Genomic DNA, 18,066 nt, shown 5'->3' on the forward strand with positions numbered 1-18,066 from the left:
ATGAACTGGAATATTGAAACAGGGAAACAGATATCGATAATCATATCCATTATAGTAATGGTTTTAATGATTATCAAATATAGAAAAACCGGAAAAGAAAATTTGTTTTTTATCATTGGATATCTGTTGTTTTCCCTGATCGATATTTTCTGTTATTTCTATTTCAAGTTGACAAGCCTTCCTACGGACATCTTTTATGTGATTGGATTTTTAATGATTGTCTTTTTTTTGTATTTATTGTATTATTACCAATTACTGTATGTTCCGCTGCTCAAAAAGATGCAGATTATCATTCTGATTCTTTTTGTTCTTAACATTGCTTTCATGTTTTATACAGAGGATGATCTGCTTCATCATTTTTCTTTTAATATGCTGTATGTAGACATTCTCCTGCTGTTATTTTCTATTATTTTGTTCCTGTACCAGACTTTCAATTCGGATAAGATACTGGGAATTAATAATTACCTGCCTTTCTGGATATCAGTGGCATTGCTGATTTTTTTATCGGAAGTATTCCGATTCTGTTTTTCAGAACTACGGTTTCAGAAAGTATTTATTTCTTCATTTTATTTATGCTGAATCTGATCAGCAACAGTATCCTGATATTCGGTTTATTAGGAAACAAACAGGAAAAAACCCGATAAATGCTTCTTAGATATGGAAGAGAATAATTTGGTCATCATCTTCACCATTACTTTATTCATCATTGTTTTGACAATGATCTTCATCTATACGGTCTTTATCAAGAAAAAGACAACGCTGCTGATAGCTCAAAAGGAAAAAGATCTCCGGTTTGAAAAGGAACTGGCAACTTCACAGGTAGAGATGAAAGAGCAAACCTTAAACTACATCGGGCAGGAATTGCATGATGATCTGGGACAAAAACTTTCTGTGGTCCGGCTTCGTCAAAACCAACTGATTACCAAATTAAAAAGTTCAGAAAAAGAAGACCTGATTGAGCTGAATGAATTATTAGGGGAATGTATACAGGACATCCGAAATCTATCCAAAACATTGATTACCGAGCAAATTATTCATTTCGGACTGGCAGAATCCATAGAAAGAGAGGTCAGCAGGATCAAAAAACTGAAATTATTAAAAATAGAATTCATCACTCAAAAGCAGGATATTGATATTACTCCTAAACATGGTCTCATCCTTTTCAGGATCGTCCAGGAAAGCATCAACAATATTCTGAAACACTCCAAAGCCAAAAATGTTTCCATACAGATGGAAGATGACTGTGAAAAACTACACATCAGTATTTCCGATAATGGAAGAGGCTTTGATACCAGCAGTATTCAAGACGGCTCCGGATTGAAAAATATGGAACTGCGGGCCAAACTGATTCATGCTGAATTGTCTATACACTCAGAACTGAATAAAGGAACACAAACTTTGATAACCTATCACAAAAATTTATTATGAAAACTATTCCCATAGCGATCGTTGATGATCATACCTTAATCTCCAAAGCACTGGAGAATATGATCACAGAAAACACTCAATATCGGGTAATTATGAATCATCCCAACGGAGAAGAATTTATTGCAGGTGTGGAAAAAGCTTCTGAATTACCCGCTGTAGTACTGATGGATGTTAATATGCCTTATAAAAATGGTATAGAAACGACAGAATGGCTTACCGAGCATTATCCTGATATAAAAGTGATTGCTTTGACGATGGATGATGATGAAAAAGTGCTCATCAGAATGCTGAAAGCAGGTGCCAAAGGATATCTGCTGAAAGATATGCAGCCTTCTATTCTCTTTCAGGCAATAGATACTGTATTCGAAAAAGGAAGCTTTTATACAGATTTCGTTGCCCAAAAATTATTGAAAGTAAAAACAGAGGAAATGAAAAATGCTTCCCTCCTTTCCGAACTGAAAGACAGAGAAAAAGAGTTTATAAAATGGGCCTGCAGTGAACTTACCTACAAAGAAATTGCAGACAAGATGTGTTTGAGCCCTAAAACCATTGACGGCTATAGAGATTCGGTTTTTGTAAAACTGGATATAAAAAACAGAGCGGGGCTGGTTCTTTTTGCCTTGAAACATGATCTGTGCTGATTGAATAGTCCAACTTTTTAAACTCATTTATTATTCTATAAAAACATCTTTACATTCTTTTTACGAATCCGGCAGCTTTTCAAGCTGCCGGATTTTCAATTACATAACAATCTCATTTACAAACAAAAAGGTGTTTTACCTTTTTCAAAATACGGTTTTCTCCTCTGTTTTCGTCCCTCAGAATGATGGAATTTTGTCATAGAAAAAAACACCAAAAGGCAGAACCCGAAAAGCCGAAACAGAGTAGGGAATATTTTCAAAACTAATACAATGAAAAAAGCACTTATCGTAGGTATTAATGATTATGCACCCATCGGATACGGAGGTCCGGATCTTAACGGTTGTGTAAATGATGCGAGAGATATGGCAAACACATTGGTGATCTGTGGTTTTAGTCCGGCAAAGATTAAAATCCTGACCAATCAAAATGCCACAAGAGCGAATATATTGAACTATCTGAAATCCATGATCAGCACAAGCGTAAAAGGAGATTCTCTTGTTTTTTATTATTCGGGACACGGAACCAGAGTGGCGAATATCGGATCAGATCTGGAACTGGATGGCCTGGACGAAGCCATCTGTCCACATGATTATGCCAATAACGGCGTTATTCGTGATGATGATTTTAAAACGGTTCTCAGCAAGCTAAAGGCCGGAGTGAATATGGAAGTTATTTTCGACTGCTGTTATTCCGGAACAGGAACCCGAAAAATGGATCTGGGACTGGAAGCGGATTTTCTTAATGAAACGGCCCGTTATATTCCGCCAATGCTGGAAGATGAATTTTATCTGACGTATGCCAGTGAAATGGAGGCTTCTAAAAGTTCAAAAAAATCAACTGTATTGACTAAAGCATTAGTCCCTGTTGCCGGAATGAATCATACATTATGGGCCGCCGCGAAAGACAATCAGGTATCTATGGAAGGTAATATGAGTGGACAAATACGAGGATATTTCACCTATCATTTCTGTAAAATATTACGAGCTACGAATGGAAGCATTGTAAGAAAAACACTTGACAAACAGGTTGCTATCGCCTTAGCTGCAATGGGAGCAGCGCAAATTAACCAGACAGAAAGCATTACTGCAGAATTTTCACAAAAAATATTCACTTAACCATAAAACTATACCGGCGGAATCCGAAAAGCCATCAAAAGAGTAGGAACACACTAGATTAAAAATAATGATCATGTCAAAAATTGAAAACAACAACCCAATGACTGCTGAAGAGGTTTTAAGACTTAGAACTGTAAAAGCAAAATCATCTGAAAAACCATCAGCTATTGAAAAATTATTCAACCAGGCTCCGGCTATGGAAACTATTAACGGAAGAACTTTTCCTAAAGGGATGAAAACTATAGGAATGCCTATGGACGAAAAAACAGCAGAAAACAGATCTCTGGAAACTGACCATTTCTACCCTACCCATGCTGATTTTGAATACAATCCCAAACTGGAACCTAAAAAAGACCGAAAACCTAAGTTCATTGAAAGAGATTCTTTCCTGACTCCGGAAAATGCACGAACTATTTTTGGAGCAGATCAAAGAAAGGTATATAATTCTACAGCCTATCCGTGGAGATGTGTAGGAAGAGTAGAAAGTTCTTTAGGATCAGGAAGCGGCGTGATGATCGGGCCAAGACACCTCCTTACCTGTTCTCATATTGTAGACTGGAAGCCCAATAATACAACAGGATGGCTGAAATTCACGCCAATGTATTATAACGGAAGTGCTCCGTACGGAACGGCTTGGGGTACACTAACCTATTACAAGTATAAAGTAGCTGGCCCTACCATCGACTCTACAGAAATCCAATATGATTATGTAGTGATTGTCTTAGACAGACCTATCGGAAACAGTACAGGCTGGTTAGGCTCAAAATCATACTCTGACTCATGGGATGGAGGTGCTTACTGGACTCACGCAGGATATCCGGGAGACCTTACAGGAACGCAAAGACCAACCTACCAAACGGGAATTGCTCTGGATGGAGACTTCTGGAGTGCAGATGACAACGAAAGCATGAGCCATAAAGCAGATATATGGCCTGGACAAAGCGGAGGCCCTTTCTGGGGATATTGGGACGGTTCTCCATATGCTGTGGCTACTCAAAGCGCGCATAATCCAAGTGATAATTTTGCAAGTGGCGGCTCAGATTTAGTCAACCTGGTCATCCGAGCGAGAAATGAACATCCTTAATTTATTTTTTTAGTTTCAATAAGATCCCGCCTTTAAAGGCGGGATTTTTATATTATTCAAATTTAGCTCTGCTATAATTTTCATTTTTAAGTAATCTTTTTCTGTATTCTCAATATTTTAATACATTTGTTTAAAACATATTTCAGATGAATTTCGAGCAGATCAATTTACACCTTGAAGCTTACAAAGAACATGACCAGATTCTGGACGCCGCAAAATACCTGATCCATTCTTTTGATCTTGAGCATGAAAACTTTGCAGGGTTTGGATTTAGGCAGGAACTGTCTCCTACCTCAATGCTTCTTACAGCAGAAGGCGATCTGGGAGGGCCACAAACGGTCATGATCCCAAGAAATTTATTTGATTTTGACCTGAACCTTGTTCTGAATATGGTGGCTCACGAAATGCTCCATGTAAGACAAAAAGCTCCTGGAAATGTCATTGAAGACAAAAATGAAAGAGAATTTCAGGCGTATTATGAGATGCTTTTTCATAAAGTTTTCCCACAGATACCTGAAGTTTCAGATTTTCATAAAAAATTCTTCGGCGGCAAAGCTCTGGAATATTACAAAAGAATGGGTGAAGGTTCCATGTTACAACAAAAATATGCAGAACAGAAAACAGAAGTAGAACATTTAATCAACGAATTACCATGACAGTAAAACCAGACATCACCTGGGCAGATTTTGAAAAGATAGACATCAGATGCGGAACCATAATCTCTGTGAATGATTTTGAAAAGGCAAGAAATCCTTCTTACCAGCTGGAGATCGACTTCGGGGATTTAGGAATCAGAAAATCATCTGCACAAATTACTTCTCTTTATGAAAAAGAAGAACTTGTAGGAAAACAGATTTTAGCTGTTGTCAATTTCCCTAAAAAACAGATTGCCAATTTCTTCAGTGAATGTCTTGTGCTGGGATTATATGGTGAGGATAAAAAAGATGTTACGCTTTCAGCCCCTTCATTACCCACAAAAAACGGAATGCAGGTAGGATAGACACCTAACAAAACACATATGATACAGAACATACCTTTAGAAAAAGTTTTATTCCTTGATATCGAGACCGTTCCACAGGCCGGATCATGGGATGATTTATCCGAAACCGATCAGCATCTCTGGGATAAAAAAACAAAATTTCAGAGAAAAGACGATGTCTCTGCAGAAGAATTTTATAACAGAGCCGGTATTATGGCTGAGTTTGGAAAAATCATCTGCATTACCATCGGAATGGTTGAAAAGAATGAAACATTAAAAATAAAAAGCTTTTCCGGGCACGATGAAAAGAAAATGCTTCAGGAATTTGGAGAAATATTCAACAGTCCAAGGCTTTATAATGTCATTCTCTGTGCTCATAACGGAAAGGAATTTGATTTTCCCTGGATTGCCAGACGATATCTTATCAATGGAATGCAACCTCCTGCTCCATTCCAGATGTTCGGAAAAAAACCATGGGAGATTCCTCACATAGACACTATGGAACTGTGGAAGTTCGGGGATTATAAAAGTTTTGTATCGCTTGAACTACTGGCTCATGTCTTTGGAATTCCCACTCCGAAAGATGATATTGACGGCTCAATGGTTTCATCAATTTACTACATAGAAAAAGACTTGCAGAGAATTGTTGACTATTGTGAAAAAGATGTCTTAACTTTGGCAAATATTTTCCGACGTATGCGCCAGGAAGATTTGTTGAAAAGGAATATCAATCTAGATTAAAAAATGAAATTTACAGACGATCAAATTGCTGACATTGGTGAGGAAATCATTGGTGTGCTAAAAACCGTATATGACCCCGAAATTCCCGTAGATATCTACGAATTAGGGCTGATTTACGATGTCCAGATCTCCGATGATGCTGACGTAAAAATTATAATGACCCTTACTACTCCCAACTGTCCTGTTGCAGAAACACTTCCTCAGGAAGTAAAAGATAAAGTAGCTGAAGTAGAGAACGTAAAAAGTGTAGATTTAGAGCTTACTTTCGAACCTAGCTGGAATAAGGATATGATGAGCGAAGAGGCAAAGTTTGAGCTGGGAATGCTTTAAATAGTACCTTTAACAATATAAAACCCCCGAAAGAATTCTTTCGGGGGTTTTGTTTTTAAATATCTTTTGCTATTTCTTTTCCTTCTCTCCTGCTCCACTCACTCCATGAACCTACATAAAGGTCAGGCATTGGAAATCCGGCATAATCCAAAGCTAGAATAGTATGACAAGCAGTAACTCCCGATCCACAATGAATAATCAGATGCTCAGACTTGTTTTCTAATAACTGCTTATATTTTTCTTTTAAAACATCTGGCTTCAGAAAGTTTCCGTTTTCATCAAGATTTTCAGAAAAAGGAATATTAATTGCCCCCGGAATATGTCCGGCGACCAGATCAATAGGTTCAGATTCACCTTTATAGCGATAAGCATCTCTCACATCAACAACCGTAGAAGAACCGTTTTTTAATTCATTTTCAACAACTTCCAGACTAGATACAGGAAGACTCCAGTTGTCTTTTTTAATTAAAGTAGCTATATCAAAGATTTCTTCCCCAGAAGAAAACTCTAAACCTGCTTTTTCTGCCGCCTGCATTCCGCCATCTAGAACCTGAACATTTTCAATTCCAAAAGATCTTAACATCCACCATGCTCTTGCTGCTGCATTGGAAGCATTTTTATCATCATACACAACAACATGAGAATTTTCAGCAATTCCAAGATTTGAAAGGGTTTCAGCAAATTTTTCTACAGAAGGAAGCGGATGTCTGCCTCCGAAAGCTGCATTTTCTCCTATCTCAGCCAGATCATTATCCAGATCAATAAATCTGGCTCCTTTAATGTGTTTTTCAAGATAATTCTTCTTTACGTCTTTTCCAGTTCTGGCATCAAGAATAACAAGATTTTCTGTTGGAATATTTTTGAGTTCGGATGATAAGATGATTGGAGACATTTTGTTGATTTTGGTTTAGTTTTAAATTTGATTCTGAATATCAATTATATTTAAATACATGCACTTCATTTGTATTTTGTCATTCCATAGGAATCTCTACACATATTTTTAATAGAGTATGGATTCCTATGGAATGACAAATTTAGCTATGGACATCAAAGCTCCATGTATGAAACTTATAATTATTCTTCTTAAAAATGAAAAATATCCTTCGCCTTGTTATAAGAGCTTTCAAAGTTCAGAAGATTCAGTTTATGCTCTGCTTTTTCAACACTCATAAAGTTGATAACCTGTTCCGTAGGCATATTTCCCACAAGATCATCCTTAGCCATAGGACATCCTCCGATTCCTTTGATAGCACTGTCAAATCTTCTGCAGCCTTTATCGTAAGCCGCTTTTAATTTTGAGTAAGAATCTTCATAACGGTTATGAAAATGTCCCCCGAAGTTAATCTCCGGATATTTTGAAGGTATTTTTTCAAACAAAAGAGCAATCGTTTCCGGAGTTGCTACTCCGGTAGTATCTGATAATAAGATATCTTTCACTCCGATGTCAGAGAATCTTTGTGCCCACTGGTCAACATCTTCCCATTTCCACATTTCACCATATGGGTTTCCAAAAGCCATAGAGAAGTAGATATTAAGCTGTTTTCCTTCGCTTTTTACCAGGTCAAGCATTTTAATGATTTCATCAAAAGCTTCTTCCTGGCTTTTATTGGTATTTCTGTGCTGAAAAGTTTCGGAAATAGAAAACGGGAACCCCAGAATATCTACCGACTGGTGTTTCAACGCTTTTTCTGCACCTCTATAGTTACCAATGATGGCAGAAAATTTAGTCTTGGAACGTGATTTATCGATATTTTTGGCTACCTCATCAGAGTCGGCCATCTGCGGAATCGCTTTCGGAGAAACAAAACTCAGACAATCCAATACATCAAAGCCAACATCCATCAAGGAGTTGATATAATCTATTTTTTTATCGGTAGGGATAAATTCTCCCCATCCCTGCATAGCATCTCTAGGACATTCGGTAAGAAACATTGTTACTTTTTGATTTTCTCAAATATAATAAAACTAAACTACTTAGTATACTGTACATACAAAGCTAACACTATTTTGATTTTCAAAGATTTATATCTGATTAATAATTTCAATAACTGATATTAAATCGCAAATAATGTATTCTCAGCATCAAATTTGCTAACTTTGTTAAAATTTATGATATCTGATGAGTACAATAGAATTCAACCCATTGTGGAAAGAAAAATTACTGAACCGTTTTCTTAGCTATGTAAAAATATATTCAACCAGCGATGCAGAAAGTGAAACTACTCCTTCTACTCCGCGCCAGTGGGATATTGCCAATTATATTACTGAAGAACTGAAGACCATCGGTCTTGAGGATGTTTCAATAGACAGTAACGGTTATATTATGGGTTATGTTCCTTCTAACCTTGAAAACAATGACAGACCTACGATCGGGTTTATTTCACACTATGATACTTCACCAGACTTCAGCGGAGAAAATGTAAAACCTCAGGTTTGGGAAAACTATGACGGAAATGACCTTGTGTTGAACCAGGCAACAGGATTCACTTTATCTCCTTCAAGATTTGAAAGCTTAAAAAAATATATCGGTCAGACATTAATTACCACTGACGGAACGACTCTTCTTGGTGCTGATGACAAAGCAGGCTGTGCAGAAATTGTAACTGCTGCTGAATATCTTATTGCTCATCCTGAGATCAAACATGGAAGAATTGCCATAGGATTTACTCCGGATGAAGAAATCGGAAGAGGAGCTCACAAGTTTGATGTCACTAAATTTGGCGCAGAATGGGCTTATACCATGGACGGTGGAGAAGTTGGAGAATTAGAATATGAAAACTTTAATGCTGCCGGAGCTGTAGTAAAAATCCATGGATTGAGCGTTCACCCAGGTTATGCTTACGGAAAAATGATCAATGCGGCTCTTTTAGCTGCGGAATTTGCTCAAATGCTTCCTGCCAACGAAACTCCTTCAACAACAAAAGGTTTTGACGGATTCTATCACTTAATGGATATTACAGCAGATATCTCCGAAGCAAAACTTCAATACATCATCCGTGATCATGACGCAGATAAATTTGAAGCCAGAAAGAAATTCATGGAAGGAAAAGTAGCTGAATTCAACCAAAAACATGGTGAAGGAACTGCTGAAGTGGAAATCAAAGAGCAATACAGAAATATGAAGCAGCAGTTTGAAGGTAAAATGCACATTGTAGATCTTGCTGCAAAAGCAATGACTGAAGCTGGTATAGAGCCTAAGATCAAAGCCATCAGAGGAGGAACAGATGGAGCTCAGCTTTCTTATATGGGACTTCCATGCCCGAATATCTTCGCTGGAGGAATCAATTTCCACGGACCTTACGAATATGTAGCTCTGGAAAGCATGGAGAAAGCAACTGAAGTAATTATTAATATTGTAAAAGCTTAATAAATCATGAAAAAGGTCTTAGCATCAGCATTCATTTTCACTTTTATTTTCGGCAGTGCCCAGGTTTCTGAATTTCAGAGGGCAGATTCCCGCTATGAGAGAAAGAAAACGGCTCTGTATAACAAATATCCTAAGCCTAATGATTTGAGAACGAAGAAAGAATGGCTATTAACAGAGGATAAAATCGCTGCTTACAAAGAGACTTTGGATAAGGCCTCTCTTGACGATAAGAAAATGATCGCAGCAAATCCTCCTGTAAAAACAAAAGTTACTAAAGAAGCGGAATATGATAAGGGTAAAGCAGCTTTCCAAAAGCAATTATCCGAAGCTGTTAATCTTAATTTTTTAAATTTTTATTCGGATTCTTATAAAGTAACAATGACCTTTGTGGTGGATTCTAAAGGAAATGCCCTTGATCCTAGTGTAAAAGGGAATAATGAGGATGTAAATGCCTTCATTGAAGCTGCTTTTTACAGAATCCGAGAGAAAGGAAAATGGAAACCCGCAGAAGACAAAGGAAAACCTGTATCTTCTACTGTTTCTCTCCCTTTAACATTCGTTTTTAAGAAATAATATCAAAACCCGCTCTTGTGAAAGCGGGTTTTTCTTTTTTCATATTCGAATAATGTTACTGAAAATCATTATGTTATTGACAGTAATTTAATCTAATTCTTTTGTAAGCCTTAAATAATTCTTCTAAATTAGAGAGAAACTTAAAATCACTGCTTATGAAAATGAAATCTAACCACTTCAAAATCAACAGAAAATTTTATTTTTCTTTTCTTCTTTCAATTTTCTGTTTGTTTCTTTTAACGTCTTGTTCTCAGGATGATCCGGCGGATGCTCCTGCTGAAAAACCCACAGAGTCTGTTCAAATGAAGACTTTGGGAAATCTGACTTTACAAAAAAATGTTATTATTCTGAATGATGAATCGGTAAATGCAATTTCTGCTCATAACGATGGACAAATTACATTTAGCCGTACTACACCACAAACAGACAGTATTTCCACAGGAACTGTCATTGTGGGAACAAAAGTAGAAGGTGATCAGGTAACTACCATCCTTTCAAAAGTGAGTTCTGTTTCTAAGGTCAATAACCAATTCACGGTACAAACATCCAGTGCGAAGCTTGAAGAATTTATTTATAGCGGAACATTAAGCGGCGTGTATGATCCTTCAGATAAGACGCCCGTTAGTATCAATGGGAAAATGGTAAACTATGTTCCTGTAGAAGGGATGGTTTCCCAGGAAATCAATAGTAAAATACTTTCTATTGAAGCAAGGAATCTGCAAAAGCAAAAATTAGTTGCTTTCAATCGCTTTAATTTTGATAAAACTTTTTCATTTCCTCTATCTTCGGCAGGAACATCAAGTGTCAATGTGAAAGGTGGGTTTACTCCAAAAATTGATTATAATATCACATTCTCTTGGGGACATTTATCCGATTTTTATGTCAATTTCATCATGGATGATATCCAGCTTCAGAGTACTGCCACAATTGTAGGAAGCCTTGGCTATACCGCAAGTACGACAGACTATCTGAATATTCCTATCGTACCTATTGTTTTAGGACCTACCGGACTGATCTTAAGCCCTACCATTTCTGCAGGGTCATTTCTTGGGGTACAGGCCACAGGAAAGGTTCAGGGGCAGCTTTTGGATCTTGAAGGAAATGCCAACTTTTTGGTAAGTAAAACTCCTGCGATTAATATTAACCTTCAAAAGAAGTCCGATCCTTCGATTACTGGTGTGGAAGGAAATCTATCTGCTGAAGCAGGTTTAGAGGCTAAGGGAGCCGTTGGACTGATGTTTATTTATATTCCTATTGCCAATTCCGGATTAAGAGGAAGAGCTTCCGCCCTTTCGTCTTTGGGACTCACTTTCATTCCTGAAAGAAAAGGGGTATTTTCTGTAAAAGGAAAAATTCAGGCAGATATGTTTTATGGTTTTGGAATTGCTCCTTTAAGATATGAAGGAACATTCCCACTTTTCAAAAGAGAATATATGCTGTATCAGAAGGATTTCAATTTCTAAGACACAACTTTCTATCGATCATAAGAAGGCCGATCTTGTAGTGGCTTTCTTTGTATAATACGCCTCCATGCAATTCATTTACAATTCATTAGTTATTTTTATTATATTTACAAGAATGTACAATTTTAAACGATAACATTTAATACCAAATTATCATGAAAACAATGAAAAAACTTTTGAGAAAAGATTTATCTGCAATTCTAGGAAGCGGAAATGGAGGCTGTCATATGGGAGGAAACTCTTATAATTGTCAGGACGACTGCCAATGTGCGTGGGGATATGCCTGTGAAATGTATGAAGACGGAAATCCGGGACAGTGCATCGCTGTAGGTGGTGGTGGAAACCCTGGCGGAGGTGGATGTAATCCTCCTTCTATCTGTGAAGAACAACCTTATTAGTAATAGAAAACCGGGAGTAGAGATACTTTCGGTTTTATTTTTCACTCAAAAACAGATCTTTGTCAAAGCATCTTTGCCATTCATCAAATAAAATTTCATTCTATACTTCATAGTTGTTGCTTTGCATCAGATTTTAAACAACAATTACATTATGAAGAAGCAATTTTTCGCGCTAAGTGCATTGTTATTATGCATTTTCTGTGGTATAGAAACCAAAGCACAGCAGGCTCCTGCTTTTCACATTGGGGTAAAGGGAGGGGCCAACTTTACAAAAACCTCAACGGAATCTTCACTGGAAGGAAAATATGGATTGGGTTATCAGGCAGGAGTAATGACAAGAATGGATATCGGAAAACTGTATGTACAGGGAGAAGCACTATTCAACAAAAGAAAAACATCATTCGAGTCCCAAGACGGAAGCTCTTCAAAACTTTCCTGGAACGCCATTGATATTCCTGTGGTGATAGGATATAAAATGATCAAAACCGATGATTTCAATGTAAGAATATTTGCCGGAGGAGTTTACAGTTATGCCTTCAACAATAATTTGTCAACTTCTCAGGCTCTTCAGGAGGGGTTTAAGAAGTTTGACAAATCCAATATTGGTGTTACAGGAGGTGTAGGATTAGATTATAAAAACTTTACAGTAGATCTGAGGTATGAGATCGGCCTTACAAGCATTAGTAAAGAATTTAAGTCCAAACCCCACAGTTTTTCCCTCGGAATAGGTTATTTCCTGTTCTAAAAAACTTAAATTATCTTTACCTGTTAGAAACTGTCTTCCCTGCAGTTTCTAATTTTTTTATTAATCTATTTCCAATTCCATGACAAAACCTTTTGTTTTAAAAGAATACATATTTACTTTTATTTTCTGGCTTGTTCTCGCTATTGTGTTATGGTGTAATTTCCAGATTACAACAGAGAAGTATCTTGCCATGATTCAAACCCTTATCATTACAGTTTCTTCTTTTACCTTCACTCATTTTTTAACCAATAGGCTTCTTCCAAAAGCTTTACGGGAGAAAAAGATGAAGCGGTTCCTGATACAGGTTGTGGTCGTTATTTTTATATTAAGCCTAATCTTCGCAGTTATTTTTACCTATCTTGAAGTTGCTCCAAAAGAACAGCTTCCAAAGAGTTTTTCAGAACAGCTTCCTTTTTTATGGAAAGGTTTTTATATGTCTTTACCTGCTTCATTTCTAATCAACGGAGCAGCATGTGGTATCAAATTTTATAAAGAGCATGGAAGAATAGAGCGTGACCATATTCTCCTTCAGCAGGCTCATCTGGAAAACCAGCTTAAGCTTTTGCAGGATCAGATCAATCCTCATGTAGTATTCAACATCCTGAACCATATTCACATCCTGATAAGAACAGATACTCAACTTGCTGATTATCTACTGCTTAAATTTTCAGATATTTTACGTTATCAGCTTTACCATTGTAATGAAAATCTGGTTTTCCTGAATAAAGATATAGAACATATACAAAATCTTGTAGAAGTTGAAAAACTAAGATGGGGGAATGAACTGGATGTAAGAGTAAACTGGGAAATGACCAATAAGAAGCTTTTCATAGCACCTCTCCTTTTAGTCACTTTTATTGAGAATGCTTTTAAGTATGTCTGCAGGCTTCCCGGACATAAAGGATATGTTGAAATTTCCTGTAAAGAAGAAAACAATACCCTCTATTTCTGTGTTGAAAATTCCTATTCTGATAGAGCCATTCATAAAAAGAAAGACGGCACTGGCGGAATTGGTCTTCAAAATGTACAGAAACGATTAAAACTTCAATATCCGGATTCTCATCATCTAAAGATTGAAACCAACAATAATGTGTTTAAAGTAACTCTAATTTTAAAATTATCTGATCACAATGAGCAGTAATATCCCTAAAATGAAATGCCTGATTATAGATGATGAACCTCTGGCAAGATTCCATCTTAAAGAACTGGCGGATCAAATTGATTTTTTATCCGTTGAAGGAACCTGTGCCACAGCTTTGGAAGCAGATTCCATAGTGAAGGATAGCGAAATTGATCTCCTCTTTTTGGATATCAATATGCCCTATCTTACGGGGTTGGAATTTTTGGAACAGCTGGAAAATCCCCCTTTATGTATTCTTACTACAGCTTATTCTGAATATGCTTTGGAGGGATTTCGCCTTCAGGTAGTGGATTACCTTTTAAAACCAATTGCTTTTAACCGCTTTTATCAGGCTGTCAATAAAGCACAGCAACAGTTTATCATCAGTGAAAAGTTAAAAAATACCACCACTCTGGATGACCCTTTTCTGTATGTAAGACAGTCTGATACCTTCATTAAAATTTCCTGGGTAGATATTCTTTATATTGAAAGTATGCAGAATTACACCAAGCTTCATTTTAAAGATAAATCACTGATGATTCATCAGACGATGAAAGCCATTGAAGAATTGCTTCCTTCGGATCATTTTTTCAGAATTCATAAATCATACCTCATCAATATTACGCACATTGATATGATCTCGGGAGGACGTCTTTTTATTAATAAAATTGAGCTTCCTATTTCCCGAACCAGAAAAGAGGAGCTGCTTAATCAGGTGGTGTATAAGAAGCTGATCAGTAAATAACCGGGAAAAAGAAGCCGGAAGCAGAGTTATTAAAAACCCTGCTTCCGGCATTTTTATGGAAGATTCCAACGCAGTGATACTGCTGCGTAGAATGTACTGGCAAATCTTGGATCAACTATTTTTTTGTCTCTGAAAATGCTCTTGATCTTTCGGTCATTTTCACTGAAGCTTCTCAGTAAAGCTGTTCCTCCCGTAAGGCGCAGGGTAAGCCTGTCATTAATTTTTATTTCTGGCCTGAGACCTGCTGTAATCTGCTGATAGCCCAGCAGCATAGATTTTCCGTCTTTATTTCTTTCTACCGTCATTCCGCTGAGGTTGACTACAGCTTTTAAAGCAAATTTGTCTGAAAACAGATATCCGGCTTCCATTCCTTCCGGAAAGTTGATATTGAATTTAATCTTTCCATTTGTTTTCCAGTCGAAATAAATCCAGGGTAAAATCATTGGAATTCCAAAAGCAGTGGTAAGCACCGGACCTCCTCCCAATGAAAGATTAGGATTAAAATGTCTGATAAATAAAAGCCCACCCTGTCCCAGTACATCATCAAAACTCACTTCTTTAAGGTCTGTATACACTCCTACCGAGGCAGTCATCATCATACTCCATTTTTTGCCCAAAGGTCTCATATGCTGTATTCCAACCTGAGCATTCAGCATCTGATCAGGAAACAACCGGGCTTCGTAATTTTTATGTGTCATCTTTGCATAAGATCCGCTCAACAGCATAGACCATGACCTTACTTTTCCATCGGTATCCTTTTTTACAGATAACGGAATACTGAGATTCAGATCTACTCTTTTAAAATCACTTTTGGAATTGGTCTTTGTACTGTCTTCAGGCCGGATGTAATTGGAGGCAGGAATGTATTCGGTTTTAAGCTCTGCAGAAAGGCCGGATTGTGCGTTTATCCAATATCCTAATGGCAATATACAGCACAAAGCTGTCGAAAGGGTTCTTTTCATATTTTAAATTTGATACAAAGAGAACCCTTTGACTATTTTTCACAAAAATTACTTGATTAAGTGTCCGGATTGTATGACAACAGGATCAAATAAGAGGATTAGTTTCCCGTTGGAGCAGCTATTGAAGCTGTTGATTTTTGAGCCTTAAAAATTCGATATCCGAACCATACTGCGATCAAAGCCATTGCAGAGCGTGTTACCACCATCGGAATGATAGAATCTGCTTCCAGGAAACCTATTAATCCTGATATTAAAAAGGTTACCATCAGCTGCATAAACCCTAGTAATGCTGCCGCAGTTCCTCTTCCTTCTTTAAATGGAGATAAAGCGTGAGCTGATGTAATAGGAAACAAAATACCAATTGCCAGTAATGACAGATAAAGCATTGCAATTTCCAACGCTACAGAAAGGTTTTCTGCTGCAATCAGAATATGAAGTGTGCATACTACCAACAAAACGATTGTAGCAACAAATAATAGCGTTGAATTGCTTATTCTTTTGATTAGTTTAGGAGTAATATAAGCGGCTGTTATCAAAGCCAGTGAGTTGAAAGCAAATATAAAACTGAATGTACTGCTTGAAAAACCATGGATCTCCATGAACAAAAACGGAGCATTAGAGATGTAAATAATCAAGGATGCAAAAGCAATACTTCCTACCATCGTACTGTTGATAAAATCTTTGTTGGAAATAATCATTTTCAGCTGGTCTTTTAATCCTTTTTCATCCAGCATTTCATCTTCGGAAAGATGGATTCTGGTATTGGTTTCCGGCACATATTTGTACACCATGAAAAAAGTAATCAGTCCCATGATGCATAAAAAGGCAAAAGAACTATTCCATCCCCAGAATTTAAGAAATACACTTCCCAGTAACGGAGCCACGATTGGAGCAATACCACTGATCTGTGATTGCTGTGAAAAGATAGTGACCGCTTTATGCTTGTCATAGAGATCAATAATGATCGCCCTACCGATAACGATTCCGGCACTTCCTCCGAACGCCTGCAGAAAACGCATAACCCATAATACATAAATATCGGATGTAAAATAGATGGCCGTTGCTCCTATAATAAACAACAAAAGCCCGCAGTATAACATAGGTTTTCTTCCTTTTTTATCAGATAAAGGTCCCCACAATAACTGCCCAAAAGCAAATCCGGCAAAAAATACAGAAATGGATACCTGAATATGACCAATATCGGTATTAAAAATCTTCGCCATACTTGGGAAAGCAGGAAGATAAAGGTCTATACTAAGCGACTCCAATGTGTTGAGTAGTGCGAGAATAAACACTACAATATTCAAATTCTTCTTCATAAATAACAATAAGCCTTCGCAGGCGTTTTTTTCTGCTGCAAAATTGCTGTAAAAAGTATCGTTTTTCAATAAAAGAACTGAAGGAAGAATAGCACAAACTGAGGATCACCCAATCTGTTTATGCCTAAATTATTTATTTAAATTAAAAATTAAAGGAACAATCTGAGGATTACCCTTTTCCAGGTCTGAATCTATCAGGGTTCTGTTGCGTATGTTTTTTAAAGAACCGGGAAAAGTAAGAAGCATGACTAAAACCTAATTTAAAAGCAATCTCTTTTACCGTTAAAGCACCAAAACTAAGTTCTCTTTTTGCTTCCAGAATAAGTCTCTGGGCAATCATTTTTTTTACTGTTGTTCCTCTTGAAAGCCGGACAATGTCATTGAGGTGATGGGTACTTATTTTGAGCTGTTCGGCATAAAAATCTGTATTTTTCTCTGTGATATAATATTCTTCTATCAACGCTGCGAGTTGCTGAATTCTCGGTTTGTCATCTTCTGCAGTATTCTGCATCGTGATCTGATCTGTAATGATGAGACAGAAGGCTCTCAGATAAGCTTTTAAAATTTCAACACGTCCGGATCCGAGATATTCTCTTTTAATCATTGAAATAAGCATATTTCCGGTTTCACTGCTTTCTGCATCCAAAAAGAAAGGTCTTGCACCGTTGGCCAGAACCACTTCCGTATCACAGGCTTCTTTGAAAATTTCCTTGCTGATGGCTAGCACATAGCCTTTTTCATCACGGAGTTTCATATTAAAAACCTGACCGGGAACAATAATGCAGAGCTGGTTGTTTTTTACGGTATAGCTCTCAAAATCCAGTTCAAGACGACTGTCTGTATGCACTTCTTTGAACCAGATAATTTCAAAAAAATTATGCCGATGAATATCCTCGAAGTTCTCCGGATGTCCATTTTCTAAAGTATTGACCTGAAATTCTTCAGACACCAGATGATGAACGGGGATATTTTTTTCAGGTGAATTCATTGGTAATGTATTTGATCAGATAAAGCGAAAACCGCAGCAAAAAATACTACGGTTTTCTTACAATATT

General features: G+C 37.1%; 21 protein-coding genes. 16 read left to right on the top strand and 5 right to left on the bottom strand.

Annotated elements, in window-relative coordinates; translation table 11 throughout:
• From BOQ62_RS09320 to BOQ62_RS09360, 9 genes are all read left to right on the top strand, one after another.
• The gene (locus BOQ62_RS09320) at positions 1 to 579 is read left to right on the top strand and encodes a hypothetical protein (RefSeq protein ID WP_129038912.1); all 579 of its coding nucleotides are present in this window, start codon (positions 1 to 3) and stop codon (positions 577 to 579) included.
• A gap of 78 nt (positions 580 to 657) precedes the next feature.
• Entirely contained in the window at positions 658 to 1,428 is a 771-nt protein-coding gene (locus BOQ62_RS09325; RefSeq protein ID WP_129038914.1) for a sensor histidine kinase, read from the top strand.
• On the top strand, positions 1,425 to 2,069 hold the full coding sequence (locus BOQ62_RS09330) for a response regulator transcription factor (RefSeq protein ID WP_129038916.1): 645 nt from the start codon (positions 1,425 to 1,427) through the stop codon (positions 2,067 to 2,069). Before BOQ62_RS09325 ends, BOQ62_RS09330 begins: the two co-directional genes overlap by 4 nt.
• 270 nt (positions 2,070 to 2,339) lie before the next feature.
• Positions 2,340 to 3,185, top strand: coding sequence for a caspase domain-containing protein (locus BOQ62_RS09335; RefSeq protein ID WP_129038918.1), 846 nt, complete (start codon positions 2,340 to 2,342; stop codon positions 3,183 to 3,185).
• A gap of 73 nt (positions 3,186 to 3,258) precedes the next feature.
• Positions 3,259 to 4,269 carry a trypsin-like serine peptidase gene (locus BOQ62_RS09340; protein ID WP_164976714.1) on the top strand — a complete coding sequence of 337 codons (1,011 nt, stop codon included), beginning with the start codon at positions 3,259 to 3,261 and terminating at the stop codon, positions 4,267 to 4,269.
• A gap of 146 nt (positions 4,270 to 4,415) precedes the next feature.
• The gene (locus BOQ62_RS09345; RefSeq protein ID WP_129038921.1) at positions 4,416 to 4,925 is read left to right on the top strand and encodes a hypothetical protein; all 510 of its coding nucleotides are present in this window, start codon (positions 4,416 to 4,418) and stop codon (positions 4,923 to 4,925) included.
• Entirely contained in the window at positions 4,922 to 5,269 is a 348-nt protein-coding gene (locus BOQ62_RS09350; protein WP_129038923.1) for a tRNA-binding protein, read from the top strand. The genes BOQ62_RS09345 and BOQ62_RS09350 overlap by 4 nt, the downstream gene beginning before the upstream one ends.
• Before the next feature lie 18 nt (positions 5,270 to 5,287).
• A complete protein-coding gene (locus BOQ62_RS09355; protein ID WP_129038925.1) occupies positions 5,288 to 5,989 on the top strand; it encodes a 3'-5' exonuclease in 702 nt (233 codons plus the stop codon).
• Between the two features lie 3 nt (positions 5,990 to 5,992).
• On the top strand, positions 5,993 to 6,319 hold the full coding sequence (locus BOQ62_RS09360; RefSeq protein ID WP_034691980.1) for an SUF system Fe-S cluster assembly protein: 327 nt from the start codon (positions 5,993 to 5,995) through the stop codon (positions 6,317 to 6,319).
• Positions 6,320 to 6,374: 55 nt separating this feature from the next.
• Here BOQ62_RS09360 and BOQ62_RS09365 read toward each other — a convergent pair whose 3' ends face one another.
• Complete coding sequence (locus tag BOQ62_RS09365) at positions 6,375 to 7,211, bottom strand: sulfurtransferase (protein ID WP_129038927.1); 837 nt, start codon at positions 7,209 to 7,211, stop codon at positions 6,375 to 6,377.
• Between the two features lie 191 nt (positions 7,212 to 7,402).
• A complete protein-coding gene (locus BOQ62_RS09370; RefSeq protein WP_129038929.1) occupies positions 7,403 to 8,251 on the bottom strand; it encodes a hydroxymethylglutaryl-CoA lyase in 849 nt (282 codons plus the stop codon).
• Between the two features lie 187 nt (positions 8,252 to 8,438).
• Between BOQ62_RS09370 and pepT the strand changes: the two genes are divergently transcribed.
• From pepT to BOQ62_RS09405, 7 genes are all read left to right on the top strand, one after another.
• The gene (gene pepT / locus BOQ62_RS09375; protein WP_129038931.1) at positions 8,439 to 9,686 is read left to right on the top strand and encodes a peptidase T; all 1,248 of its coding nucleotides are present in this window, start codon (positions 8,439 to 8,441) and stop codon (positions 9,684 to 9,686) included.
• 6 nt (positions 9,687 to 9,692) lie between these two features.
• Positions 9,693 to 10,259: an energy transducer TonB gene (locus BOQ62_RS09380; RefSeq protein ID WP_129038933.1), complete on the top strand. Its 567-nt coding sequence runs from the start codon at positions 9,693 to 9,695 to the stop codon at positions 10,257 to 10,259.
• Between the two features lie 155 nt (positions 10,260 to 10,414).
• Positions 10,415 to 11,722 carry a hypothetical protein gene (locus BOQ62_RS09385; protein WP_129038935.1) on the top strand — a complete coding sequence of 436 codons (1,308 nt, stop codon included), beginning with the start codon at positions 10,415 to 10,417 and terminating at the stop codon, positions 11,720 to 11,722.
• Between the two features lie 164 nt (positions 11,723 to 11,886).
• The gene (locus BOQ62_RS09390) at positions 11,887 to 12,120 is read left to right on the top strand and encodes a hypothetical protein (protein WP_129038936.1); all 234 of its coding nucleotides are present in this window, start codon (positions 11,887 to 11,889) and stop codon (positions 12,118 to 12,120) included.
• A gap of 151 nt (positions 12,121 to 12,271) precedes the next feature.
• Complete coding sequence (locus BOQ62_RS09395; protein ID WP_129038938.1) at positions 12,272 to 12,865, top strand: porin family protein; 594 nt, start codon at positions 12,272 to 12,274, stop codon at positions 12,863 to 12,865.
• A 79-nt stretch (positions 12,866 to 12,944) separates the two neighbouring features.
• Complete coding sequence (locus BOQ62_RS09400) at positions 12,945 to 14,006, top strand: sensor histidine kinase (protein ID WP_129038940.1); 1,062 nt, start codon at positions 12,945 to 12,947, stop codon at positions 14,004 to 14,006.
• Positions 13,996 to 14,730, top strand: a complete 735-nt coding sequence (locus BOQ62_RS09405) for a LytR/AlgR family response regulator transcription factor (protein ID WP_129038942.1) — start codon at positions 13,996 to 13,998, stop codon at positions 14,728 to 14,730. The genes BOQ62_RS09400 and BOQ62_RS09405 overlap by 11 nt, the downstream gene beginning before the upstream one ends.
• Positions 14,731 to 14,783: 53 nt before the next feature.
• Here BOQ62_RS09405 and BOQ62_RS09410 read toward each other — a convergent pair whose 3' ends face one another.
• The 3 genes from BOQ62_RS09410 to BOQ62_RS09420 all read right to left on the bottom strand — a co-directional run bounded on the left by BOQ62_RS09410 (position 14,784) and on the right by BOQ62_RS09420 (position 17,999).
• Complete coding sequence (locus tag BOQ62_RS09410) at positions 14,784 to 15,692, bottom strand: DUF6268 family outer membrane beta-barrel protein (RefSeq protein ID WP_129038944.1); 909 nt, start codon at positions 15,690 to 15,692, stop codon at positions 14,784 to 14,786.
• A gap of 98 nt (positions 15,693 to 15,790) precedes the next feature.
• Positions 15,791 to 17,011: a multidrug effflux MFS transporter gene (locus BOQ62_RS09415; RefSeq protein ID WP_129038946.1), complete on the bottom strand. Its 1,221-nt coding sequence runs from the start codon at positions 17,009 to 17,011 to the stop codon at positions 15,791 to 15,793.
• 169 nt (positions 17,012 to 17,180) lie between these two features.
• Entirely contained in the window at positions 17,181 to 17,999 is an 819-nt protein-coding gene (locus BOQ62_RS09420; RefSeq protein ID WP_129038948.1) for a helix-turn-helix domain-containing protein, read from the bottom strand.
• Positions 18,000 to 18,066 lie beyond the last annotated feature (67 nt).

It is taken from the genome of Chryseobacterium sp. CH21, assembly GCF_004119445.1.
In the GTDB taxonomy this organism is placed as follows: domain Bacteria; phylum Bacteroidota; class Bacteroidia; order Flavobacteriales; family Weeksellaceae; genus Chryseobacterium.